At 53.3% G+C, this 23,985-nt stretch carries 17 protein-coding genes and 1 pseudogene; 5 read left to right on the forward strand and 13 right to left on the reverse strand.

Annotated elements, in window-relative coordinates:
- Positions 1-145: 145 nt before the first annotated feature.
- From F7P81_RS14545 to F7P81_RS14590, 10 genes are all read right to left on the reverse strand, one after another.
- The gene (locus F7P81_RS14545) at positions 146-1,777 is read right to left on the reverse strand and encodes an ABC transporter substrate-binding protein (RefSeq protein ID WP_151160082.1); all 1,632 of its coding nucleotides are present in this window, start codon (positions 1,775-1,777) and stop codon (positions 146-148) included.
- Between the two features lie 85 nt (positions 1,778-1,862).
- On the reverse strand, positions 1,863-3,287 hold the full coding sequence (locus tag F7P81_RS14550) for a M20 family metallopeptidase (RefSeq protein ID WP_151160083.1): 1,425 nt from the start codon (positions 3,285-3,287) through the stop codon (positions 1,863-1,865).
- A gap of 136 nt (positions 3,288-3,423) precedes the next feature.
- The gene (locus F7P81_RS14555) at positions 3,424-5,244 is read right to left on the reverse strand and encodes a S9 family peptidase (RefSeq protein ID WP_151160084.1); all 1,821 of its coding nucleotides are present in this window, start codon (positions 5,242-5,244) and stop codon (positions 3,424-3,426) included.
- A gap of 27 nt (positions 5,245-5,271) precedes the next feature.
- Complete coding sequence (gene pip, locus F7P81_RS14560; protein ID WP_151160085.1) at positions 5,272-6,225, reverse strand: prolyl aminopeptidase; 954 nt, start codon at positions 6,223-6,225, stop codon at positions 5,272-5,274.
- 314 nt (positions 6,226-6,539) lie between these two features.
- Positions 6,540-8,192 carry an OFA family MFS transporter gene (locus tag F7P81_RS14565; RefSeq protein ID WP_151160086.1) on the reverse strand — a complete coding sequence of 551 codons (1,653 nt, stop codon included), beginning with the start codon at positions 8,190-8,192 and terminating at the stop codon, positions 6,540-6,542.
- A 136-nt stretch (positions 8,193-8,328) separates the two neighbouring features.
- The gene (locus F7P81_RS14570) at positions 8,329-8,559 is read right to left on the reverse strand and encodes a formate dehydrogenase subunit delta (RefSeq protein WP_022712526.1); all 231 of its coding nucleotides are present in this window, start codon (positions 8,557-8,559) and stop codon (positions 8,329-8,331) included.
- A gap of 3 nt (positions 8,560-8,562) precedes the next feature.
- Positions 8,563-11,448 (reverse strand): formate dehydrogenase subunit alpha, encoded by a 2,886-nt coding sequence (fdhF, locus tag F7P81_RS14575; protein ID WP_151160087.1) that lies wholly within the window; start codon positions 11,446-11,448, stop codon positions 8,563-8,565.
- 12 nt (positions 11,449-11,460) lie between these two features.
- Positions 11,461-13,029: a formate dehydrogenase beta subunit gene (locus F7P81_RS14580; RefSeq protein WP_151160088.1), complete on the reverse strand. Its 1,569-nt coding sequence runs from the start codon at positions 13,027-13,029 to the stop codon at positions 11,461-11,463.
- Positions 13,026-13,538, reverse strand: a complete 513-nt coding sequence (locus F7P81_RS14585) for a formate dehydrogenase subunit gamma (RefSeq protein WP_151160089.1) — start codon at positions 13,536-13,538, stop codon at positions 13,026-13,028. The genes F7P81_RS14580 and F7P81_RS14585 overlap by 4 nt, the downstream gene beginning before the upstream one ends.
- A 110-nt stretch (positions 13,539-13,648) precedes the next feature.
- Positions 13,649-14,548: a LysR family transcriptional regulator gene (locus F7P81_RS14590; RefSeq protein ID WP_022712521.1), complete on the reverse strand. Its 900-nt coding sequence runs from the start codon at positions 14,546-14,548 to the stop codon at positions 13,649-13,651.
- A gap of 148 nt (positions 14,549-14,696) precedes the next feature.
- Here F7P81_RS14590 and pbpC point away from each other — a divergent pair, with 148 nt between their 5' ends.
- The 4 genes from pbpC (at position 14,697) to F7P81_RS14610 (ending at position 19,978) form a co-directional block, all read left to right on the forward strand.
- The gene (pbpC, locus tag F7P81_RS14595) at positions 14,697-16,769 is read left to right on the forward strand and encodes a penicillin-binding protein 1C (RefSeq protein ID WP_151160203.1); all 2,073 of its coding nucleotides are present in this window, start codon (positions 14,697-14,699) and stop codon (positions 16,767-16,769) included.
- Between the two features lie 355 nt (positions 16,770-17,124).
- Positions 17,125-17,976: a MetQ/NlpA family ABC transporter substrate-binding protein gene (locus F7P81_RS14600; RefSeq protein WP_116088857.1), complete on the forward strand. Its 852-nt coding sequence runs from the start codon at positions 17,125-17,127 to the stop codon at positions 17,974-17,976.
- Positions 17,977-18,234: 258 nt separating this feature from the next.
- On the forward strand, positions 18,235-19,332 hold the full coding sequence (locus F7P81_RS14605) for a methionine ABC transporter ATP-binding protein (RefSeq protein WP_151160090.1): 1,098 nt from the start codon (positions 18,235-18,237) through the stop codon (positions 19,330-19,332).
- The gene (locus F7P81_RS14610; RefSeq protein WP_122092538.1) at positions 19,313-19,978 is read left to right on the forward strand and encodes a methionine ABC transporter permease; all 666 of its coding nucleotides are present in this window, start codon (positions 19,313-19,315) and stop codon (positions 19,976-19,978) included. Before F7P81_RS14605 ends, F7P81_RS14610 begins: the two co-directional genes overlap by 20 nt.
- A gap of 172 nt (positions 19,979-20,150) precedes the next feature.
- Here F7P81_RS14610 and F7P81_RS14615 read toward each other — a convergent pair whose 3' ends face one another.
- The 3 genes and pseudogenes from F7P81_RS14615 to rpsU form a co-directional block, all read right to left on the reverse strand.
- Complete coding sequence (locus tag F7P81_RS14615; protein WP_075657162.1) at positions 20,151-20,561, reverse strand: VOC family protein; 411 nt, start codon at positions 20,559-20,561, stop codon at positions 20,151-20,153.
- Between the two features lie 102 nt (positions 20,562-20,663).
- Positions 20,664-21,461, reverse strand: a pseudogene (locus F7P81_RS14620) (tetratricopeptide repeat protein); the annotation flags it as partial.
- Between the two features lie 476 nt (positions 21,462-21,937).
- Complete coding sequence (rpsU, locus tag F7P81_RS14625; protein ID WP_022712514.1) at positions 21,938-22,168, reverse strand: 30S ribosomal protein S21; 231 nt, start codon at positions 22,166-22,168, stop codon at positions 21,938-21,940.
- A 548-nt stretch (positions 22,169-22,716) separates the two neighbouring features.
- Between rpsU and F7P81_RS14630 the strand changes: the two genes are divergently transcribed.
- A complete protein-coding gene (locus F7P81_RS14630) occupies positions 22,717-23,970 on the forward strand; it encodes a sarcosine oxidase subunit beta family protein (RefSeq protein WP_075657028.1) in 1,254 nt (417 codons plus the stop codon).
- The last annotated feature ends 15 nt before the right edge of the window (positions 23,971-23,985 follow it).

Consider the following 23,985-nt stretch of genomic DNA (forward strand, 5'->3'; position numbering starts at 1 on the left):
GGAGAATTTGCAGCACAGGGCTTTCAGCACCGCAAAGGTGCCGGTAAAATAAAGAAAATGTGCTGCAAACCTGACTGAATGCCGGAATATCAATTCCGGAAGTTACCTGCCGCCGCAATGCAAGCGGCAGGTCTTTCGCGGTCAGTTATTTAGCGGCTGTATCATAATAGGTGCGGAAACCGTTCCACTCCCAATTCGTGATACCCTTGTTAATACCGGCAACATTATAGATCTGGAACATATAGGCCTGCGGGCCTTTTTCCATCATCTCTTTCTGCAAGGCATGATAAAGCTCGGCACGCTTGGCTTCATCTTTTTCAAACAAGGCTGCATCGACTTGCTTGTTCACGGCCTCATCAAAATAGCTCGCGCGCCAGCTCGGATACATGGTCTGCTTGGCTTCCATGCGGTTATCCGGATTGAAAATCTGACGCGAGGCATTGCCATGCGCATCCGGCACGCCGGTCGCCCAGCCCATCAGCGAGGTCTGGAATTCACGGCCACGGATACGGCTGAACAGCTGGGCATTGGCCATGCGTTCGATCTTGATTTTCACACCGGCTTTAGCCGCTGCATCCTGAATACTCTGGGCAATCGGGGCTGCATAAGGAGCGGTACCGATAAACATGGTGGTTTCAAAACCATCCGGATGACCGGCTTCAGCCAGAAGTGCTTTGGCTTTTTCCACATCCAGAGTGAATGGCTGGCCTTCTTTTTCATCCAGCGCACCAAAAGCACCAAGCTGCACAAAACTTGCGCGCGGCACACCGACATTGTGCATTACAGTCTTTGCCAGACCGTCATAATCAATGAGATAGCGCATAGCGAGACGCACTTTTTCATTGTTGAAAATCGGGTCGGCATTGTTGAAGTTCCAATAGAACAAGGTCGGTTTCAAAGCGCGTGAAACGGCAACCTTATCCTGTGCTTCCAGATCTTTCAGATCTTCCGGTGTCAGATCACGGGCAATATCACTATCGCCTTTTTCCAGCAGCAGGCGCTGGGTACCGGCTTCCGATACGTGACGGATCAGAACCTGTTTCAGCTTTGGTGCTTCACCCCAATAATTATCACTGGCCTGCAACAGCACAACTTCCGCAGGGTTCCAGCGCATCAGCTTGTAAGGGCCCACACAGTCGGTACGGGTGGCGAGATACTTGTTGCCCATATCGCCTTCAACCTGATTGGCCATCAGTACTTTTTGATTAAGCATTGTGGCAACACGGTTCGCGGCAATTGCCGACAGGATGAGATTAACCGGATACGGCTTATCGAGCTTAAAGACGACAGTATGATCATCCGGCGCTGTAATCGCGGTATCAACATTCTCTTTGACAAAACCATATTCGGTCAGTGTCGCAGCATTACCGAAGCCCAGTTTCACAACGCGCTGCAACGACCATGCCAGATCACCGGCCGTGGCTTTTTCGCCATTGTCAAATTTCAGGTCATCGCGCAGATGGAACGTAATCTGCAAACCGTCGTCCGACACGTCCCAGCTTTTAGCCATGCGCGGCAGAATTTTGGTTTCATCTTTCGGGTCAAAATCAACCAGCGGATCGCAGGTATTCTGGATAATTTCATTGCTCACCACTTCGCCGATCTGTGCCGGATCGAAAGTGCTGATCGCATCAATATTCCATGCCATCACCAGCGCATTTGGCGGTGAAGCAGCTTCCGATGCAAATGTTGCAGCCAATGTAACACTGGCCATAGCGGCAGTACCGGCAAGCAATGCGAATGCAGAACTGCGGCTCAAAAATTTATTGGTCTTCATCTTTATCCCCTGTTTATCATTATTTGCGTTGATAAAGGACATGGCGGCAGATCACCGCCATGCCGATTGATTTTACTCAGCCATTTTACTCAGCAGGACGCGGCTGCAATGGCGGGTTAACCTCCGGCGGGATCGGGCAGGTATAAGGTGTTTTTGCCATACGTGCCTGATGATCAGCCTTGGCAGCGTTGAGAATGCTCTCATCCTGCATCACATCCAGCGCGGTTCCGGCCATAACTTTAGCCGCATAGACCATGCCTTTATGCGCGGCCGGCATTTTGCCCTGCGCAGTGATCTGCCATGAGTGACCAGGTGAACCAATCGCATGGGTGGCAACACGCGCCTGCACAGTCGGCACCGCCCAGCTGACATCGCCCAGATCGGTAGAACCAATCATCGGCACGCCGGTCTGTTCACGTGGCAGTACATAATCGCAAAGCGGTGCATTTTCAGCAAAAGGCTGACCAACGCGCAGGTAATCAGTTTCAATATCTTCCGCCGACAGAGTTGTCTGAATTTCTGCAGCAAAAGCACGATCAGCATCATCAAACGGTACGCCACCGAGGCGCTCCATATTGGAATGCATTGCGATTTCCAGCGGCGTATTGCCGAGCAGGTTAGACACCGCACTCATGATCGAAATATCGACCGTGGTTTCGGTCATCATTGCAGCGCCCTGCGCCACTTTTTTCACACGCTCATTGAGCGAGAACATGCCCGGCAGATCGGTTGCGCGGATTGCATAACGGACTTTGGCTTTGGCCTGCACTACGTTCGGCGCAATACCACCGGCATTGAGATAGGCATAATGCAGACGGCAATCCGCCGGAATATGCTCGCGCAGATAATTGCAGCCAACGCTCATCAGCTCAACCGCATCGAGAGCAGAACGGCCGAGATGCGGTGCAGCAGCAGCGTGCGATGCACGGCCGGTAAATTCGAAGTCCATACGCGTATTGGCAAGCGACTGGGCATCATCCACTTGCGTGAACGAAGCCGGATGCCATGAAATGGCAATATCCACATCGTCAAAAGCACCGGCGCGCACCATGAACGCTTTGGCAGCACCGCCCTCTTCCGCAGGGCAACCGTAATAACGCACACGGCCTTTTTTACCGTTCTGTTCCAGCCAGTCTTTCACAGCCGTTGCTGCGAGAAGCGCTGCGGAACCCAGCATATTATGACCGCAGCCATGACCATGGCCTGTACCCGGAATCGGACGCGGTTCAGCAATACCAGCTTCCTGAGACAGACCCGGCAATGCATCATATTCGCCAAGGATAGCGATAACAGGCCCGCCTTCACCGGCTTCACCGATCACGGCAGTCGGAATACCGGCCACATTTTCCGTAATCTTAAAGCCCTGATCGCGCAGCATCTGAGTATGCTCGGCGCAGGATTTATATTCCGTATAGGCAATTTCCGGCATACCCCAAACGCGGTCGCTGAGTTCCTCGAACTCACGCTTTTTCGCATCAACCAGATCCCAGATCACCTCACCATTTTTCATGGTGTTCCTCCCAAATTACATAATATTTTCAAAGCATTTCCAGCAAAAGTGTGAAGCGGTTTTGCGTAGGATAATGCGTAAAACTCAAAGAAATTTCAGGAAACAGGCCTCCACCTGTTCCTGAAACCGTGTTGTTTTACAGGTTTTCGTCGATGAAACGTCCCAGCGCATCAAACACTGCGTGGCGGTTTTCAATGCGCGCGAAACCATGGCCTTCATGCGCAATACGCAGAATTTCCACCGGCTTACCCAAGCCGCGCAGGCAGGAATAAACCATCTCGCTCTCGCATGGCGTTACGCGCGGATCCTCCAGCCCGTGCACCACCATCAGCGGTGCCTGTACTTCAGCCATTTTGTGAATTGGCGAGAAGCGTTCCAGCGCATCTTTCATCGTCGCCACATCGCCATATTCCACCTCACGCAGGACTTTGCGCCACGGGCCGGTGGTCTCCATCAGGGTCAGGAAATTGGCGATGCCGTAATATTCCACGCCGAGTTTCCACAAATCTGGATATTCAGTGAGTGCAGCCAGCACCATGAAACCGCCATAGGAACGGCCAAACACGCCGATACGGCTGTCATCAACATCCGCACGATTACCCACAGCCAGACGCACAGCTTTGAGATCAGCCACGCTGTCCATACGCAATTCACGGTCATCAAGATGCTGATAAGGGCGGCCATAGCCGGTGCTGCCGCGAATATTCGGTGCAACCACCATGATGCCGCGTGCCAGCATATATTGAATATCGGCGCGGAAATCAGGCTTCCACTGGGCTTCAGGGCCACCATGGACAATGATCATCACCGGATAGCCGCTCGCAGGCGCAGCAACTGTCGGCTGGTAGACAAAGTAAGGAACATCCAATCCGTCAAAGCTCGCAACACTGGTCACTGTCGGCTCAATAAAGTCCGGCAGAGCGGTTTTTGCCTTTGGCGCATCGGTCAGGCGGCTATAGGTGCCTGTAGCCACATCACAGCGCCAGATATCCCCGGAGGTTGCCGCACCTTCCGCAGGCATCACCAGTGCGGAACCATCCTGTGTCCATGCCACAGATGCAATGACGCATGGCATCGGCGTTGGCAGAGATTTCTGCACTTTGCCCTGACGGTCAATGATAACGATCTCGCTCCAGCCCTGACGGTTGAGCACCAGCGCCACGCTCTGCTGATCCGGCGCAATAGCCAGAGCTTCCACATCCTGTTTTTCAAAACCGGCAATTTCAACAAGTTCATTGCTGTCGTGGGCTTTGAACATCACACTGGAATAATCACGTCCCTGATCGGAAATCAGCAGAATACCGGAATCATCCTTGAGGAATTTTGCAGCCTGATAGGAAGCGCGTCCCTGATGCGGCAGCATATCTTCATAAGCGCCGCTTGCCAGATCAAGGCGGCAGAAATTCTGATCCGTCATGGCGCGGGTACAGTCATTGACCAGCAGTGCTGCACCATCCGGTGTGAAAGCTGCCGGAGTGCGCCAGCCGGTGCCCTGATAAACACATTTGGCTTCACCTGTCGCAACCGTCATCACATAGAGATCCATGTGGGTGCGGTCACGATAATTGGCGGAATAGGCAATCTGCGTGCCGTCCGGTGACCAGCAGCCCCAGCCATGTACCACAGTTGCGTCAGTGGTCAGCTTACGCGGCTCACCTTCCGCATTTTCAATCAGCCAGAACTGATGACGCTCATCACCACCCCAGTCGGTACTGATCAGCAGATCGCGGCTTTTCGGATTGAAAGACAGTGTGCCGACAGGTTCCGGCAGATTGGTCAGCTGCTTCGCTTCGCCACCGGCCAGCCGCTTGATCCAGACCTGTGCGGTACCGCTTGCATCGCTCAAAAATGCCAGCAATTCGCCATCCGGTGAGATGGCCGGTTTTACGGCTTTGCGGATCTCCGTATAGGAGGACATCGCAACGGCGGAAGGATCGGATTTCAGTGTATCAAACATGAAGCTGCCCGTTATTTTAAAAGAAAATTATGCGTGAACCGGTGCTTTGACGGCCTTAGCCAGACGCTCGGAAGCATCGGCAAGAGCGCCAGCCATAGGGCCGGTTGTCGACTGATGATTAGACAGAGTAACAATGGTGAAATTGGCTTCCGGCCATGCGGTTTTCAGCTTCCATGCTGTCACCATCGGGGTCACGGTATCATAACGCCCCTGCACAATTTCTGCAGGCAGATGGCGGATACGGTCGAGATTATCCAGCAGTGCATTGGCAGGCATGAAGGCACCGTTCATGCAATAATGCGTGAAAATACGAGAAACAGCTAAAGCCGCATCACTCTGCAACAATGTCGAGACGTGCTCGGCGCTTGGTTCCAAAGTCTGAGTGCGGGCAGAGAAACCGCGCAAACTCTGCGCCGCAGCATGTTCCACCACCGGATCACCGCAGGTCAGACGCTTATAATAGGCGCTCAAGAGATCGCCGCGTTCATCCTCCGGCACAAATTCTGCAAATTCCTGCCAGTAATCAGGAAAAATCGTTCGTGAACCGTGGAACCACCAGTCACTGTCTTCGCGATCACCAAGGAAAATCCCGTGAATGCGGAAGCCAAGGCAGCGTTCAGGATGTGCCTGCCCATAGGCCAGTGACAGGCAGGAGCCCCATGAGCCACCGGCAACCAGCCACCGCTCAATACCGAAATGCTCGCGAATGCGTTCAATATCTTCAATCAGATGCTGCGTGGTATTTTCGCGCAATTCTGCAACGGGAGTCGATTGTCCGGCACCGCGCTGATCAAGTGTAATCACGCGATAGGTATCAAGATCAAAGCTGGCAATCTGCTTGGCTGATACACCGGCACCCGGCCCGCCATGCAAAAATATCGCCGGAATCCCGTCAGGATTACCATAATCATAAACCGCAATTTCATGAATATCGCTGACTTTCAGACGAAAGCTGTCACGCGCCTGACGCAATTCTGCCACGGCCCATCCTCCTGCTGCTGTTTATTGAAACAGCACTCCGTTCACCACTCTTGCGTCTGAATTGATTTGCCTCTTTGCGGCATTTATTTTTTAATTTCAGACGTGAAATTTATAGGCAGTGAACAGCTTTCAAGGCCAATGCAATTTCCGACTGCCTATACCAAAACGGAATAGTTTTGTTCAACATTGCATAAAAATCCTCAAAACCACTCTTTTCGATAGCTATTCATTCGAAGAAAGTTATTGAAATTTATGGGGAAATAAAAAACTCCGGCATTGCTGCCGGAGTTTTCAATCAACCTGAAGTCTCAGATTTAGCGGAACAGGATCAGAGATTTTTCAAAGGTTGTCCACACACCCCAGAGTATTGGTATACCCACAGCGGCCCATGCAAGAGCAGCTTTAGCATCCAAGCCGCCTGTGCCGATGCCGAAGGAACCGCTCGGCCCTGTCGCTTCCGCTTTTGTGGCTGCTTGCAGTTTGGCAACTTCCGCATCCGACATGAACCATTTATCGCCCAGCGGTCTGATGAAGAAATTTGCAATCAGACCAAGCGCCAGCATGCCCGCCAGAATATACATCGTATAATCATAGACCTGCGCGCGCGGCACACCGGCAGCAATCTGGAACTCACGAATATAATTCACCACAACCGGCCCGACGATACCCGCCGTTGCCCATGCAGTCAGCAAACGTCCGTGGATTGCGCCCACAAATTGCGTGCCGAAAATATCCGCCAGATAGGCAGGCACAGTCGCAAAACCACCGCCATACATCGACAGGATGATACAGACCATCACCACAAACAGCGTGACCGAGCCCATATGCGCGGCTGTCGGCAGCAATGTATAAAGTGCAATGCCAAGTGCGAAAAAGGTAAAGTAAGTGGCTTTACGACCAAGGCGGTCAGACAGGGAAGCCCAGAAAAAACGGCCACCAATATTAAACAGCGAGATCAGACCGGTAAAACCGGCTGCAATTGCAGCAATTGCAGCTTTCTGCTCTGTACTCAGTTCTGTGAAAGTCAGCCCTGCCTCACCGATCAGACGACCACCGAAAATCTCCTGCAACATTGGTGACGCCATACCGATCACACCGATACCGGCAGAGACGTTCAGGCACAGCACTGCCCAGATCAGCCAGAATTGCGGGGTCTTGTGCGCATCACGCAAATGCACATGGCGGCTGGTAATCATCGCTTTCTTAGCTTGCGGTGCCACCCAACCTTCCGGCTTCCAGCCTGCAGGCGGAATACGATAGCCGAAGGCACCGCCCATCATGAATACGAAATAGCCTGCGGCCATCACCAGAAATGTCTGCCAGACACCAATGGAATCCGGTGTTTTGAAATGTTCCATCAGCAGATCAGCCAGCGGCGCACCGATCATGGCACCGCCACCAAAACCCATAATCGCCATACCGGTCGCCATACCGCGGCGATCAGGGAACCATTTAATCAATGTGGAAACCGGTGAAATATAACCAAGGCCAAGACCGATACCGCCAATGAAACCGGCACCAACCCACATCAGCCATAATTGGTGGGTCATCACGCCGAAAGCGGCAATCACCATACCGCCGCACCAGCACAGCGCGGAAACAAAACCGGCTTTGCGCGGGCCTACCCGCTCCAGCCAGCCGCCCCAGATCGCAGCGGAACAGCCGAGCAGAACAAAGAACAGCGTATAAATCCAGCCGAGATCTGCCACACGCCAGTCGCAACTGGTGGTAAACAAGGCAGTTAAAAGGCTCATATCCGCACAGGCAGCGGCGGTTTCACCACCCAAAGCACGGCTCAGCGGCAGCCAGAACACACTGAAGCCATAGGCCATGCCGATACACAGATGTATCGCTAGCGCCGCCGGCGGCACCAGCCAGCGGTTAAATCCGGGTTTGGCGATAATCCGCTCGCGGTCGAGAATCCCCGGCCCGCTCAAACCTCCCAGGGTTTGATCTGTTGCACTCATGTCAAAATCCTCCCTTCTGCGAACGCGCCGCAGCCTGCCCATCTCCCGTGAGCATCCCTTAATTGTCAGAATGAAATTATTTAAATGCTGAATCATTTCAGCCGGATACTGGACTGTATCCGGCTGAAGTTGCGTATTATGAGACCGGACGTTTAATCAGTGGCGCGGCCTCAAGCACCAGAGGATGCAGCCCCTCTCCGCCTGCATCAATCAGATTAAATAATTGCGTACGCATGCGTGGTTCCCAGAACATATTGATATGTTTGGCGACACCCGCCGCCTGATCGATCTGCGTCTGCGAACTGAAAAATGTGGCAATCTGTGATGCCATCATCGGAATGCGGCTGTGATAAGTATGTTCACTCATAGCTTAGCTCACCGTATCCAAAGCTGTTTCAATATGGCGGCTGGCATCAGAATGTTCACGATATTCCTGCTGCCATTGTGTCGGGCCGTTGGATGCGGTGATCTGCACCGCAGTTACCTTATATTCCGGACAGTTGGTCGCCCAGTCCGAGAAATCGGTAGTCACCACATTGGCCTGTGTCGTCGGGTGGTGGAAGGTCGTATAGACCACACCCGGTGTCACACGGTCTGTAACCAGCGCCCGCAAAGTGGTTTCACCGGAGCGGCTGGCGATCTTCACCCAGTCGCCGTCACGCAGACCACGCACTTCCGCATCATGCGGATGGATTTCCAGACGGTCTTCCGCATGCCATGCCACATTTTCGGTACGGCGGGTCTGTGCACCCACATTATATTGCGAAAGAATACGTCCGGTGGTGAGCAGCAGCGGGAAGCGCGGGCCCGAACGCTCGTCAGTTGCCACATATTCCGTGCGCATGAATTTGCCTTTGCCGCGCACGAAATGGTCAATATGCATCACCGGCGTGCCGAGCGGTGCTTTGGCATTACATGGCCACTGCACGGAACCTTCACGTTCCAGCAGTTCATAGGACACATTGGCAAATGTCGGTGTGGTCATGGCGATTTCGTCCATGATCTGCGACGGATGCGTATAGTTCCAGTTCAGCCCCATTGCACGGGCAAGGTTTTGCGTCACTTCCCAGTCAGCATAGCCGTTGGTTGGTGTCATCACCTTACGCACGCGGTTGATACGGCGTTCCGCATTGGTGAATGTGCCGTCCTTTTCAAGGAAGGTCGAACCCGGCAGGAAAACATGGGCGAAATTGGCGGTCTCATTGAGGAACAGATCCTGCACCACCACACATTCCATGGCCTCCAGTCCGGCGGCCACATGGCGGGTATCCGGATCGGACTGCAGAATGTCCTCACCCTGAATATAGATACCCTTGAAGGTGCCTTCCACCGCCGCATCCAGCATATTCGGAATACGCAGACCCGGCTCATCCTGAAGAATTACGCCCCAGATATTTTCATAAATCTCACGGGTTGCAGGATCAGAGATATGACGATAGCCCGGCAATTCATGCGGGAATGAGCCCATATCGCAAGAGCCCTGCACGTTATTCTGGCCACGCAGCGGGTTCACACCCACGCCCTTGCGGCCGATATTACCGGTGACCATCGCAAGATTGGCAATCGCCATCACGGTCGTGGAACCCTGACTATGCTCGGTTACACCAAGACCATAATAGATTGCACCATTGCCGCCGGTTGCAAACAGACGGGCTGCGCCGCGCACTTCTTGTGCCGGAACACCGGTCAGCAGTTCCACAGCCTCTGGGCTGTATTGTGTCTGGGAGACAAATTCCACCCAATCGCGGAACTCTTCATTCTCGCAACGCTCGCGGATGAAAGCATCATCCTGCAGACCTTCGGTTACAATCACGTGCGCCAGCGCCGTCATGATTGCCACATTGGTGCCCGGACGCAGTGCCAGATGATGTGCCGCCTCAATATGCGGCGAACGCACCAGATCAATACGACGCGGATCAATCACAATCAACTTGGCACCTTGGCGCAAACGCTTACGCAAACGCGAGCCAAATACCGGATGGCCATCGGTCGGATTGGCACCGATCACCATCACCACATCAGTATGTTCAACACTGTCGAAATCCTGCGTCCCCGCAGAGGTACCGAAAGTCTGGTTCAGACCATAGCCGGTCGGCGAATGACAAACACGCGCACAGGTATCAACATTGTTATTGCCGAAACCCGCGCGGATCAGTTTCTGCACAAGGAAGGTTTCTTCATTGGTGCAGCGTGACGAGGTAATACCGCCGATGGAGTTGCGCCCGTACTGTGTCTGCAAGCGTTTAAACTCGCTGGCCACACGGCCATAGGCTTCTTCCCATGACACTTCGCGCCAAGGATCGGTGATCTTCTCACGGATCATCGGTTTGAGAATACGGTCTTTGTGATGGGCATAACCATAGGCAAAGCGGCCTTTAACGCAGGAGTGACCGCGATTGGCCTTACCGTCTTTATACGGCACCATACGCACCAGTTCTTCGCCACGCATTTCCGCTTTGAAAGAACAGCCGACACCGCAATAAGCACAGGTCGTGACTTTGGAATGTTCAGGCTGACCGATTTCGATCACCGATTTTTCTGTCAGCGTCGCCGTCGGACAAGCCTGTACACAGGCACCGCAAGACACACATTCCGAGCCTAAGAAGCTCTCATGCATTCCCGGTGAGACGCGGGAGTTGAAACCACGTCCCTCAATGGTCAGCGCGAAAGTACCCTGCACTTCCTCACAGGCACGCACGCAGCGTGAGCAAACAATACATTTGGAAGGATCATAGGTGAAATACGGATTGCTCTCGTCTTTCGGCATCCATTTCGCATTCAGAGCACCGTCATTACGGCCTTGTTTGAACACATGGTTCGCGCCGTCCTGACCATAGCGCACATCACGCAAGCCCACGGCACCGGCCATATCCTGCAATTCGCAATCGCCATTGGCGGCACAGGTCAGACAGTCCAGCGGGTGATCGGAAATATAAAGTTCCATCACGCCTTTGCGCAAAGATTTCAGGCGTCCGGTCTGGGTATGAACCACCTGCCCTTCCATCACCGGTGTGGTACAGGAAGACGGCGTGCCGTTACGGCCTTCAATTTCTACGAGGCACAGACGGCAGGAACCGAACGCATCCACCATATCGGTGGCGCATAGCTTCGGGATGGCAATGCCGGCTTCCATCGAAGCCCGCATGATCGAGGTGCCTTCCGGCACAGTCACCTGATTACCGTCGATGGTCAGAGTCACCATTTTTTCCGAGCGTGAAACAGGTGTGCCGTAATCGATTTCTTTAATTAAGCTCATCTTCTGTCACTCCTATTCCGCTGCCTGCACGAAAGTCTGGCTTTCAGGGCGCGGACGAAAATCCTCTTCAAAATGCGTCAGGGCACTCATCACCGGATAAGGGGCAAAGCCGCCAAGCGCACAAAGGGAGCCGAATTTCATTGTCTGGCAAAGATCTGTCAGAACTTCGATCTGCGTCTCGGGTTCTGAACCGGCTGCAATTCTGTCGATCACTTCAACACCGCGTGTCGAGCCGATGCGGCATGGGGTGCATTTCCCGCAGGATTCAATGGCACAGAATTCCATCGCAAACCGCGCCTGTTTCAGCATATCTGCCCGATCATCAAAGACCACCAGACCGGCATGACCGATCAGCCCGTCTTTGGCAGCAAAGGCTTCATAATCAAACGGTGTATCGAACAATGCACGCGGGAAGTAAGCACCCAGCGGTCCGCCGACCTGAACCGCCTTAACCGGACGACCACTTGCGGTACCGCCGCCGATCTCATCGACAATCTCGCCCAGTGTCAGGCCGAAAGCGGTTTCAAACAGCCCGCCATATTTAACATTACCGGCAATCTGCAACGGAATTGTACCACGGGAGCGTCCCATACCAAAATCACGGTAATAGGCAGAACCCTTGTCCATAATCACCGGAACGGAGGCCAGTGAGATCACATTATTGATGACTGTCGGTTTGCCGAACAGGCCTTTATGGGCAGGCAATGGCGGCTTGGCACGTACCAGTCCGCGCTTACCTTCAAGGCTTTCCAGCAGAGCGGTTTCTTCACCGCAGACATAAGCACCGGCACCGGTGCGCACTTCCATATCAAAGGCGAAACGCGAGCCCATCACTGATGCGCCGAGCACACCGGCTTTGCGGGCAATCTCGACGGCCTTTTCCATCATCGCAATCGCATGCGGATATTCGGAACGCGTATAGAGATAGCCTTTGGTCGCACCCACTGCGATACCGGCAATCGCCATACCCTCAATGAGAACGAAAGGATCACCTTCCATAATCATACGGTCGGCAAAAGTACCGCTGTCACCCTCGTCAGCATTGCAGACAATATATTTACGCGCACCTTGCGCATCGTGAACGGTTTTCCACTTGATACCGGTCGGGAAACCGGCACCGCCACGGCCGCGCAGGCCGGAATCCGTGACCTGCGCCACAATATCCGCAGGCTGCATGGCAATCGCGTTTTCCAGCCCCTTAAGCCCGTCATGAGCGCGATAATCATCCAGCGACAAAGGATCGGTCAACCCGCAACGGGCGAAAGTCAGACGGGTTTGTTTTTTGAGAAACGGGATTTCTTCGGTCAGTCCCAGCGACAGTGGGTGGTCTTTGCCCTCAAGCAAGCCGCTGTCAAAGAGGGAAGCCACATCGGATACATCCACAGGACCATAGGCCATACGGCCTTTATCGGTCGCCACTTCAACCAGCGGCTCCAGCCAGACCATGCCACGGGAGCCATTGCGTACGAGCTTGATATCCAGACCGCGCTTTACGGCTTCACCGGCAATGGCATACGCCACTTCATCGGCACCAAGCGCCAGAGCGGCAGCGTCACATGGCACATAAATTGTTACACTCATGCCCGTGCCTCCGCGATCATTCGTTCTGCCTTGCCTTCATTCAGGCGACCGATCAGCCGGTCATCCACTTGCGCCGCAGGCGCACAGGCACACAGACCAAGACAATAAACCGCCTCAAGCGTGATTTTACCGTCGCCGGTTGTTTCACCCCAGCCGATACCGAGCAATTTTTGCACCGCTTCTGCCACGCGGTCGCCGTCCATAGACTGGCAAGCCTCAGCGCGGCACAGCCGGATCACATGGCGACCGGTCGGCGATGCGCGAAAATCGTGATAAAAAGTCATAACGCCGTGCACTTCTGCGCGCGACAGGTTCAGTGCCTCGGCAATCAGTGTCAGTGTTTCCGCCGGCACATAGCCGAATTCTTCCTGTATGGCGTGCAAGACAGGAAGCAGCGGGCCCTCAATGGCTTTATACTCATTGATAACATCTATCGTGCGCTCGGCGACATCAGACTTTTGAGATGACGTGCCTGCGCTTCTGGTAAAAACTGAATCCGAGCCTGACATTGACGTCAAAGCCTCCCGCAAATTTATATTTCTGTTCCCCATCTTAGAACAGATCAAAACTGCGCCCCTGATTCAATAGGGCAAAACCGTCAGTCAATAGAAAAAATCTATCAAGTGAGCGGCATCATAATGCGCGACAATGCTCTTGCTTCATGCAGCAAAGCCGCGATCAGCGGTGTGTGCGGTTCACGCTGTGCAGCAATCAGCCCGACACTATGGCTGGCCTGCGGTTCAACAATCGGAATCGAGCGGATCGGCTCGCTAAAGCCCAGAATCTGGGAAAGATTGAGCGGCATAATGCTCGCCCATTTGCCTGTACGGATGTGAGAAAACAGCACAATCATGGAATTGGATTCCAGCGTCGGCTGCACGGTTACTCCCGCCTGCGCCAGATGCTGATTGATAATCCGGCGGTTCTGCATATCGCTTGTCAGCAGACAGAGCGGCAAACTGCCGACTTCCGCCCATGTGACATTTTCACGCTCCGAAAACCGGCTGCCGACCGAGGTAATCAGCTGATAGCTCTCGCGATAAATCGGCACCGCTGTCACTTTTCCCAGCGGTTCATTGTCCAGATAGCTGATTCCGGCATCAATATCGAAATTCTCCAGCGCGGCCAGCACTTCAACAGAGGTGCGGGAAATGATCGTAAAAGTCACATCGGGATGCTTCTCGCGAAACGGGGTTGTCAGCTGCGAGACCATCGCCAGTGCGGTGGGAATTGCCGCGATACGGATATGTCCGCCAAGGCCGAAACGCGCCGCCCGCATCTCTTCTTTCATCGTCCGTGCATCACCGACAATGCGCCTTGCCCATTCCAGCACACGCTGCCCTTCCGGTGTCAGCCCCTGAAAACGGGAGCCGCGCTGCACCAGCATCACCCCCAGCATATCTTCAAGCTGGCGGATACCGGCAGAAAGCGTTGGCTGGGTAATGCCGCAATCTTCTGCCGCTTTGCCGAAGTGTTTTTCCCGCGCAAGCGCAATGAAATATTCCAGCTTGTCGATCATGGTGTTCCCCGTTATTTTCTGCCCTGTTATATGCAATAATATAAGGGCGGTACAATCAACCGCTTCGAATTATGCCTGTTCATGCAGGCGGAGACAGCTTTTGGCCGAGACCCAGCCCCTTAAAAAACCGCGTTTGCATAAGAAGCTCATGGTCTTGAGCGGCACTGCAATCGCTCTGGCTGTGACATGGGCCAGTCTGGAAATTCTCGACAAGGCTTTTCCGCCACCGCTGGAAGTTGTCAGCCAGACATCCAAAGAGGTGATGGATCGCGACGGTAATCTACTGCGTGCCTTTGCCATTCCGTCCGGTCACTGGCGGCTCGCCACCACCCACAAAGATGTCGATCCGCAATTTATTGAGATGCTGATCGCCTATGAGGATCAGCGTTTTCGCGACCATGGCGGTATTGATCCGCGTGCCATGGGGCGTGCAGCCATACAGCTTGCCAGCCACGGGCGCATTATCTCCGGCGGCTCCACTCTGTCGATGCAGGTTGCCCGTCTGATTGAACCACGCACGGAGCGCTCCTTTATTGCCAAATTTCGCCAGATGCTGCGCGCCGTGCAAATCGAGCGCCGCCTGTCGAAAGAAGAAATCCTTGATGCCTATCTGACGCTTGCGCCTTTTGGCGGCAATCTTGAAGGTATCCGTGCCGCCAGCCTTGCCTATTTCGGCAAGGAACCGCGCAGGCTCACAACCTCGGAAGCAGCTCTGCTGATTGCCCTGCCGCAATTGCCCGAGCGCCGCCGTCCCGACCGCTATCCTGATAATGCCCGTGCCGCCCGTGATCGGGTGCTGAACCGCTTGGCGGTAGTGTCGCTGATCGGCAATGATGAGGCAGACCGCGCCGCACATCTGGCCATACCAAAACGCCGCTTGGCCATGCCCGCCCTTGCCCCGCATGTCAGCGAAACCGCTTTGCGTAAAGATAGCCAAGCCAATGTGCATCATGTGACGCTCAAGCGCTCGGTGCAGCAGGCACTGGAAACCGTGGCAATGGATTCCGCCAAGCGCCTCGGCCCTAAAATCTCCGTCGCCATGGTCATGGCCGATGCGGTAAGTGGCGAAATTATCGGTGAAGTCGGCTCCTCGGATTATTTTGATTCCAGCCGCTCAGGCTGGATTGATATGACCAATGTGCAGCGCTCCCCCGGCTCCGCGCTGAAACCCTTCATCTTCGGGCTGGCTTTTGAAGACGGTCTGGTGATGCAGGAAACCATTATTGAAGACCGGCCGACCAATTTCTCCGGCTATCGCCCGCGTAACTTCGATATGAGCTATCAGGGCGATGTGACGGTACGCGAGGCGCTGCAACTCTCGCTCAATGTGCCGTCCGTGCGCCTGCTCGACAGTGTCGGTGCCACACGCCTGATGGTGCGGATGCGCCGCGCAGATATTAAAACCACATTGCCACCGGGGGAAACACCAGGTCTGGCTATTGGTCTTGGCGGGCTTGGCATCAGCCTTAAAGATCTGGTGCAGCTTTATACCGGCCTTTCCAATCGCGGCAAAACTACCGTCATTTCCAATGGCGTGGATGACCGTATAAAAGATGACAAGAGCGCAACCTCCGGTGAGCCGCTGCTGCAACCCGCAGCCGCATGGCAGGTGGCTGATGTACTTACGGGTGTTAAACCGCCGCTGGGGTCACTCCAGCGCGGCCTCGCCTATAAAACCGGCACCAGCTACGGCTATCGTGATGCATGGTCAGTTGGCTTTGACGGCCGCTATGTGCTGGGTGTCTGGGTTGGCCGTGCCGATAATGGCGCCGTGCCGGGTTTAAGCGGTTATGGCTCCGCCGCACCGATCCTGTTTGAAGCTTTTTCCAAATCCGGTGTCGGCTTTACCCCGCTTGCAGCCCCACCGGTCGGTACAATGCGGCTGCGCCAATCCGAGCTGCCGGTATCGTTGCGGCGCTTTACACCCTATCTTAGCCCCCTTGTCAGTGCGTCCGTGCGGGAATCCGCACCGCAAATCCTGTTTCCGCCGGAAGGTGCGCGGGTCGAGTTGACCAACCAGCCTGACGGCACCACCGCACCGCTGGCATTGAAAATGCAGGGCGGCCGTGCACCGTTCATCTGGCTGGCCAATGGCAAACCGCTGGATAAAGCCTCACGCAAACGCTCCGGCCTCTGGCAACCGGATGGTGCAGGCTATTCCACACTGACCGTGATTGACGCGATCGGTCGTGCCGCCAGCGTACGCGTCTTCATCGATTAGAACTAAGCTCATACCCGCATATCATCACGCCCGTAATGCACTTCGCATTGCGGGCGTTTTTATGTGATGAATTTCGATTCCGCACAGCTGCAACTTATTACCAAACGCACAATGCTAAATATAAACATATATTTATCTGCGATAGTTTTATTCGTGATTTAGCAAAATTACGCAAAAATATTCTAATAAAACTTAATTCGTAGACGAAACTTCCTTGTTATCGCACACCATTCTGTGAAGAATATACTCACACAATCCGCCTGCCTCCGTTTGAGAGAAAACAGGTATGAGATTTGTGAGGCAAAACCGTTAAGCGAGAGACCGCTTAATGACCAAAATTATAAGGAAAACAGCAATGTCGTTGTCAGATATCGCCCGCGTCAAAACCTTAATTTCGCGCCGCACCGGCATGAAAATGATGCTGCTTTCCGCTGTTGCCATGAGCGTTGCATTTGCTGCACCTCTGTCGGTTCAGGCACAGGACACAACTATCAAAGTCGGCATCATGGGTGGTGAAGACGAAGATGTGTGGAAAGTTGTTGCTGAACAGGCTGCAAAAGAAGGCCTCAAAATCGAAACCGTCATTTTCAACGATTACACCCAGCCGAATGAAGCGCTGGAGCGTAAAGAGATTAATGCCAATGCGTTTCAGCATGAGCCATATCTGAATGAGCAGATCAAACAGCACGGCTATAAAATTTCCGTTGCCGGTTACACTGCCCTCTGGCCAATTGGTATTTATTCCCGCAAAGTTGAAAAGCTGGAAGATCTGAAAGAAGGCGCAATCGTCGGCGTTCCGAATGATCCGACCAATGAAGGCCGTGCCCTGCGCGTTCTCGAAAGCAAAGGTCTGATCAAACTCAATCCGGATGCAGGCATTCTTGCAACTCCGATTGATATTGTTGAGAACCCGAAGAAGCTTGAGATCAAAGAACTGGATGCCGGTGTTGTCGGTCTTTCCATTGATGATCTCGATGCAGCCATCGTCAACAATAACTGGGCAGCCAAATCCGGTCTGGATCCTGTAAAGGATGCTATCGGCTGGGAAGCAAAGGAAAACAATCCTTACCGTAATTTCATTGCCATCCGCACTGAAGACAAGGATGCAGCATGGGTGAAACCGCTTGTTGCAGCTTTCCAGAACGAGCCGGTGAAAGCAGAACTCGACCGTGCTTATAAGAGCACAGGTATTCCTGCCTGGGAATAAGAGCTGTCAAACCAAGCTTAAACCGCGCATAGTAACGGTCCGGATTTATCCGGACCGTTTTGCACTCTGAGCATTGCCATTTTGCTCCGTTATTATTGCCTCAATTTAAAGAAAGAGCTCGAGCATTTTCATTTTAAATCAACTCTTTGAAAATGCTCTATCTACTTGTTTTTACGCGCATCTTTTCCGAAAACCGCTTCGCATTTTTCGGGATGCGCTCCAGAGGATAAAGTGAATACTTCAGTTCCAACAAAGAATATGCAGCAAAAGCTGCCTTCCGCATCCGGTCAGCCTCCCGTGACCGGTGACGAAGTTGTCAAACTTTCCAATATTAAACGTATGTTCGGCACTACACCTGCCGTGGATGATATTTCTCTCTCGGTTCAGCGCGGTGAAATTCTCGGTATTATCGGCCGCAGCGGCGCGGGCAAATCGACACTGATCCGCTGCCTCAACGGTCTGGAACGGCCGGATAGCGGCTCGGTCATCATTGAAGGTCAGGAAATCACCGGTCTCACTGAAAGCCAGTTGCAGCCGGTGCGCCGTCGTATCGGCATGATTTTCCAGCACTTCAATCTGATGTCGGCCAAAACCGTGGCGCAGAATATTGCCCTGCCGCTCAAAATTGCCGGCATTGCCAAGCCGGAACGTCAGAAAATCGTTGCGGAGCTGCTGGAACTGGTCGGCCTGTCAGAGCGTGCGCAGCATTATCCGGCACAGCTTTCCGGTGGTCAGAAGCAGCGTGTCGGCATTGCCCGTGCGCTGGCAGCCAAACCGAGCCTGCTCTTGTCGGATGAGGCAACCTCCGCTCTCGATCCGGAAACCACCCAGTCCATTCTGGCACTGCTGAAAGACATCAATCAGAAACTCGGCCTGACCATTCTGCTGATCACCCATGAAATGGATGTCATCCGCAAAATTGCAGACCGTGTGATTGTGCTGGATCACGGGCATATTGCCGAAGAAGGCCCAGTCTGGGAAGTTTTTGCACGCCCGAAGGCCGATACGACCAAAAGCCTGCTGAAAATGCTGACCCCTGCACTGCCGGATAGCATTGCCGCACAGCTGACGCAGAACCCGCAATCAGCTTCGGAAGCGATTGTCCGTCTGCGCATCTCCGGTGAATCTGCACGCAGACCGCTGATCAATGATATTGCCGCCGCTTCCGGTCTCAATGCACGCCTCGTTCATGGCGGCATTGATACGATTCAGGGAGAACCGGTCGGCACATTATTCCTTGGCCTCCCCGCCCATGACCAGACAGCTTTGCAAAAGGCTGTGGGTTTTCTGAAGACAATTTGTGATGAAACGGAGGTTGCCGGATATGTTTCAGTTCCTGACGCCCGCAATGCTTGATCTACTCTGGCGCTCGTTAGGCGAAACCCTGATTATGACGGGTTTCTCCAGCTTCTTCACATTGCTCTTCGGCCTGCCGCTTGGTTTGCTGCTGATCCTGACAGACCGTAACGGCCTGCTTCAGAATATTCCGGTCAACCGTGTTATCGGCGCGGTGGTTAATGCGTTCCGCTCGGTACCATTCATTATTCTGCTGGTTGCCCTCATCCCGTTCACACGCCTGATTATGGGCACTGCACTGGGCACATGGGCTTCCATCGTGCCGCTGTCGATTGCCGCCATCCCTTATTATGCCCGTATGGCTGAAGTATCACTGCGTGAAGTTGACCACGGCCTGATTGAAGCTGCCCGCTCCATGGGTGCAAGCCGCTGGACGATCATTAAAGAAGTGCTGATACCGGAATCCATGCCGGGTCTGATCGCAGGCTTTACAGTTACCATCGTCACGCTGATCGGTGCATCCGCAATGGCCGGTGCGATTGGCGCAGGCGGTCTCGGCGACCTTGCTATCCGCTATGGCTATCAGCGTTTCAACTATCCGATCATGGCCGCTGTTGTTGCCGTTCTGATCGTGTTTGTCTGCCTGATCCAGTGGATCGGTGACAGGCTGGTACAAAAAGTCGATAAACGCGTCGTTAAACGCTAGAGCATTTCCAGCAAAAGTGCGCAGCGCCTTCGCAGGGAAATCAGTTCACTGGACTGATTTCCTTTCCTGCTTCGATGCGTAGGATAATGCGAGAAAATAAAATTTAGAGCGGCTCCGCTCTAAATAAAAAAAGGCCGGTGAAAACCGGCCTTTTCTTTATCTCTTTGTCAAGTCAGCCGTGTTTCTCATGAACACCGACTTCAACCGTATTACCGTCAGGATCAAAAACCAGAGCCGCGAAATAACCCATTTCCTTCGGCCCCTGATAGGACGGTGCACTGCTTTCCCGCCCGCCGGATCTGAGTGCAGCCTGATGAAAAGCCTCAACCTGCTCATGACTTTTGGCGCTGAATTTAAGGTGTAAATGCTGACCCGGCTGTGATGCAGAATCTGCACCATTTGCAGATTTTGCCGCAACAATCCGCAAGAATGGCAGAGGACTGCGGGCATTGCCACTGACAAAAAACAAATTATCCGCCGTCTGCAACACCCTAAGCTCCAGTGCAGCCATGCTGCCGGAGTAAAACTGGTAGGATGCCGGAATATCCCGGCTCTCAAAGCCGATATGGTCGAATAAAGACATAGGCAATAATATAGAGAGCTTCAGAAATAAGAAAAGAGCCGCCGGATACGGAATCCTGCGGCTCTTTAACTTGCTATGCTCTGTCTATTTAGGACTGATCAATTACCGTGTACGGCTCAGACCATCCTTGGCAGGCTTATATTGCGGATCAAGCTGCACCGCGCGGGCATAGGAAGCCGCTGCACGTTTCTTGTCACCGCGATGCTCATAGACCAGCGCCTGATTGGCCCAGCTTTCCGCAATCTTGTCATCCAGCCCGATAGCCGTATTGAAGTCATCAAAGGCATTGTCATAATCGCCGAGCGCCGCATAGGAAATACCGCGGCCATTATAAGGCTCCGGCGCATTCGATTGCAGGGAAGCCGCAGCAGAGAAATCCTCAATCGCCTGTTTGTGCTGACCGCGTGCCTGATAGATCAGACCGCGATTGTGGTAAGCACGGCCATCCGTTGTATCCAGCTGAATTGCGCGGTTGAAATCTGTCATCGCTTCGTCCAGACGTCCTGCCTGACGATAGACATTACCACGCCCGATATAGGCGGCATCATATTGAGGGTTGATCTGAATGGCGCGGCCATAATCCTGCACAGCCGCCGCATCATTTTTCAGATAGCGCTGGATCAGCGCACGATTGGCATAGGCCTGATAATAATTCGGATCGAGCTGGATCGCCGTATCAAAATCCTTCATCGCCTCGCGATAGCGCCCTGCTTTACCATAGGCCGAGCCGCGCACATTATAGCTTTCAGGATTACGCGGATTGCTCTGAATGACGGTTGTCAGCGAACCGATATTCTCGCTGGAACCCTGCGCAAGATCAACCGGCGTAAGCATGGAATTGGAAGTGCTCTGACAGCCCGCCAAAGCCAGAACTGCACAGGATGCCGCGACCAGCAAACCTTTATTCAAAAAAAGGCGCTGTTCACGCAAAGTCAATTTCACACTTGCCAAAGATCCCATTCGCGCACTCCTCAAAAGCAGTCTTGTGGCCTGAGATTCCGGCCTGTGCTCTGCACAGTATCTGACGGAAAATGGTAAGACTGCATATATTTTATGACATGCCAATGCACTCAGCCCATACAGAAAAAGGCGGAAGTGAATACTCACCCCACCTTAAAGCTGTTTTCCAGCGATGCAAACATATCTGTATGGTCAACTTTTACAATAAAGCTTCATATTACATCAGTTCTCAAAAACCGGCATAATAAGCCTGAAAAGCTGGCCTGAACGCAAAGCAAAACGCATGACCCTGAGATCATGCGCTGCTTAATCAGTATATCTGATCAGAAACGACGCAGCCTGTAGCCACGCGTTCAGTCTGATTAACCGGTCGCCAAGCGACCCGTTAATTAGCGGGCCGCTACGCGACTTGTTACTTAACGAGCCGCTACGCGGCCGCCGCCTACCAGACCTTCACGCTGTGCGCGCTTACGAGCCAGCTTGCGTGCACGGCGAACGGCTTCAGCCTTTTCGCGGGCGCGCTTTTCAGATGGCTTTTCATAATGACCGCGCATTTTCATTTCGCGGAAAATACCTTCACGCTGCATCTTTTTCTTAAGAGCGCGGAGAGCCTGATCAACATTATTATCGCGTACGAGTACCTGCACGTGTAATCCCGTTCCGTTTCGGTTAGATTTTTCAGTTTAGCCTGAAGGCACCGGTGAGCCCCGAAGAAAAAACAGTCTGGCAGTTCCGGTAAAGGAGCCGTCTTATGGCTGAGAAATCTTAAGACTTCGCAACGGCCTTCCGATGCAAATTCGAGTGCCGTTTAACAGTATCCGGCGCGATTGTCCACACAGAATCCGTAACACAGCGCCCGATCAGGCCTTATCAACCTCATTATTACAGTTTTAACCGTAAAAATCACGTTTTATTTGCATTTTTCTTTGCGGACATTGCATTGGTTTTAATCTGCAAATGCAAAATTTACCCCGTATTTCACAGAGATTCTCTGTCGCTTTTCTCGCTAAATTTCAGACGAAATGAAGTGAGTCCTTCGCACTGACATCCCGCCGCAATACGGAGGCTTTTCAGCAAACAAAAACCGCATGATACGCCAAAACCCGTCGCAAAATGGCAAAGTCAGTGTCGGCATATGGTTTAACTTTAAACCAACAGGCGGAAAAAATCTTCCGCGCCCAGATAAGGGGACATTATGCGTAAGTTTTCAGTATTTGCAGTTGCCCGAGAAGCACTGCGCGGAAATAAAGGCTGGGAGCCGCAATGGGCTTCACCGGAACCGCGTGCCAGCTATGATGTGATTATTGTCGGCGGTGGCGGTCACGGTCTTGGTGCTGCCTATTATCTGGCCAAAGAGCACGGTATCACCAATATTGCAGTACTGGAAAAAGGCTGGATCGGCGGCGGCAATACCGGCCGCAACACCACCATTATCCGCTCGAACTATCTCTATGAAGAGAGCATGAATATCTATGAGCACTCGCTCAAGATGTGGGAGAACCTGTCACAGGATCTCAACTATAATGTCATGTTCTCACCGCGCGGTGTATTGATGCTGTCGCATAATATCCATGACAAGCAATCCTTCAGCCGTCACATCAATGCCAACCGCCTCTATGGCATCGACAATGAATGGCTGACACCGGAACAGGCCAAAGCCTATTGTCCGCCGCTGAATATTTCGCAAAATTCCCGCTATCCGATCAATGGCGCAGCCTTGCAGCGCCGCGGTGGTGTTGCCCGTCACGATGCGGTTGCATGGGGCTATGCCCGCGCAGCCTCTGACCGTGGCGTGCATATTATCCAGAATTGTGAAGTGCTCGGCATCCGCCGTAATGCGGACGGCAGTGTCAGCGGTGTTGAGACCAATCGCGGCTTTATCGGCGCCAAAAAAATCGGTGTTTCCGCTTCCGGTCACTCCTCGGTCATCATGAATATGGCTGATGTGCGCGTACCGCTGCAAAGCTCCCCGTTGCAGGCACTGGTTTCCGAGCCGATGAAGCCGATTGTACCATGCGTGGTCATGTCCAATGCGGTTCATGCCTATATTTCCCAGTCGGACAAGGGCGAGTTTGTCATCGGCGCGGGCACAGACCAGTATAATTCCTATTCGCAGACCGGCGGCTTGCAGATCATTACCCATACACTGGATGCGATCTGTGAATTATTCCCGATGTTCCGCCGCGTAAAAATGATGCGCCAATGGGGTGGCGTCACCGACAACACTGTTGATCGTGCACCGATCCAGAGCAAAACCCCTGTGCCGAACTTGTTCGTCAATGCAGGCTGGGGCACCGGCGGTTTCAAGGCGACACCGGGTTCCGCCCATTTGTTCGCCCATCTGATCGCCCGTGGCGAACCGCATCCGCTGGCCGCAGGCTTTACGCTTGATCGTTTCCGCACCGGTCGTCTGATCGACGAAGCCGCTGCCGCCGCTGTTGCGCACTAAATAAGGATAGCCAAT

Source organism: Pseudochrobactrum saccharolyticum (genome assembly GCF_008801715.1).
Taxonomy (GTDB): Bacteria; Pseudomonadota; Alphaproteobacteria; order Rhizobiales; family Rhizobiaceae; genus Pseudochrobactrum; species Pseudochrobactrum saccharolyticum.

Excerpts from the sequence above, each read along its gene's own strand:
- fdhF (WP_151160087.1), bottom strand. The coding sequence starts at position 11,448 with ATGAGCTTAATTAAAGAAATCGATTACGGCACACCTGTTTCACGCTCG.
- F7P81_RS14615 (WP_075657162.1), bottom strand. The coding sequence starts at position 20,561 with ATGTCTTTATTCGACCATATCGGCTTTGAGAGCCGGGATATTCCGGCA.
- F7P81_RS14605 (WP_151160090.1), top strand. The coding sequence starts at position 18,235 with ATGCAGCAAAAGCTGCCTTCCGCATCCGGTCAGCCTCCCGTGACCGGT.
- F7P81_RS14555 (WP_151160084.1), bottom strand. The coding sequence starts at position 5,244 with ATGTTTGATACACTGAAATCCGATCCTTCCGCCGTTGCGATGTCCTCC.
- F7P81_RS14585 (WP_151160089.1), bottom strand. The coding sequence starts at position 13,538 with ATGTCAGGCTCGGATTCAGTTTTTACCAGAAGCGCAGGCACGTCATCT.
- F7P81_RS14590 (WP_022712521.1), bottom strand. The coding sequence starts at position 14,548 with ATGATCGACAAGCTGGAATATTTCATTGCGCTTGCGCGGGAAAAACAC.
- F7P81_RS14565 (WP_151160086.1), bottom strand. The coding sequence starts at position 8,192 with ATGAGTGCAACAGATCAAACCCTGGGAGGTTTGAGCGGGCCGGGGATT.
- pbpC (WP_151160203.1), top strand. The coding sequence starts at position 14,697 with ATGGTCTTGAGCGGCACTGCAATCGCTCTGGCTGTGACATGGGCCAGT.
- F7P81_RS14600 (WP_116088857.1), top strand. The coding sequence starts at position 17,125 with ATGTCGTTGTCAGATATCGCCCGCGTCAAAACCTTAATTTCGCGCCGC.
- F7P81_RS14550 (WP_151160083.1), bottom strand. The coding sequence starts at position 3,287 with ATGAAAAATGGTGAGGTGATCTGGGATCTGGTTGATGCGAAAAAGCGT.
- F7P81_RS14545 (WP_151160082.1), bottom strand. The coding sequence starts at position 1,777 with ATGAAGACCAATAAATTTTTGAGCCGCAGTTCTGCATTCGCATTGCTT.
- F7P81_RS14630 (WP_075657028.1), top strand. The coding sequence starts at position 22,717 with ATGCGTAAGTTTTCAGTATTTGCAGTTGCCCGAGAAGCACTGCGCGGA.
- F7P81_RS14570 (WP_022712526.1), bottom strand. The coding sequence starts at position 8,559 with ATGAGTGAACATACTTATCACAGCCGCATTCCGATGATGGCATCACAG.
- F7P81_RS14580 (WP_151160088.1), bottom strand. The coding sequence starts at position 13,029 with ATGAGTGTAACAATTTATGTGCCATGTGACGCTGCCGCTCTGGCGCTT.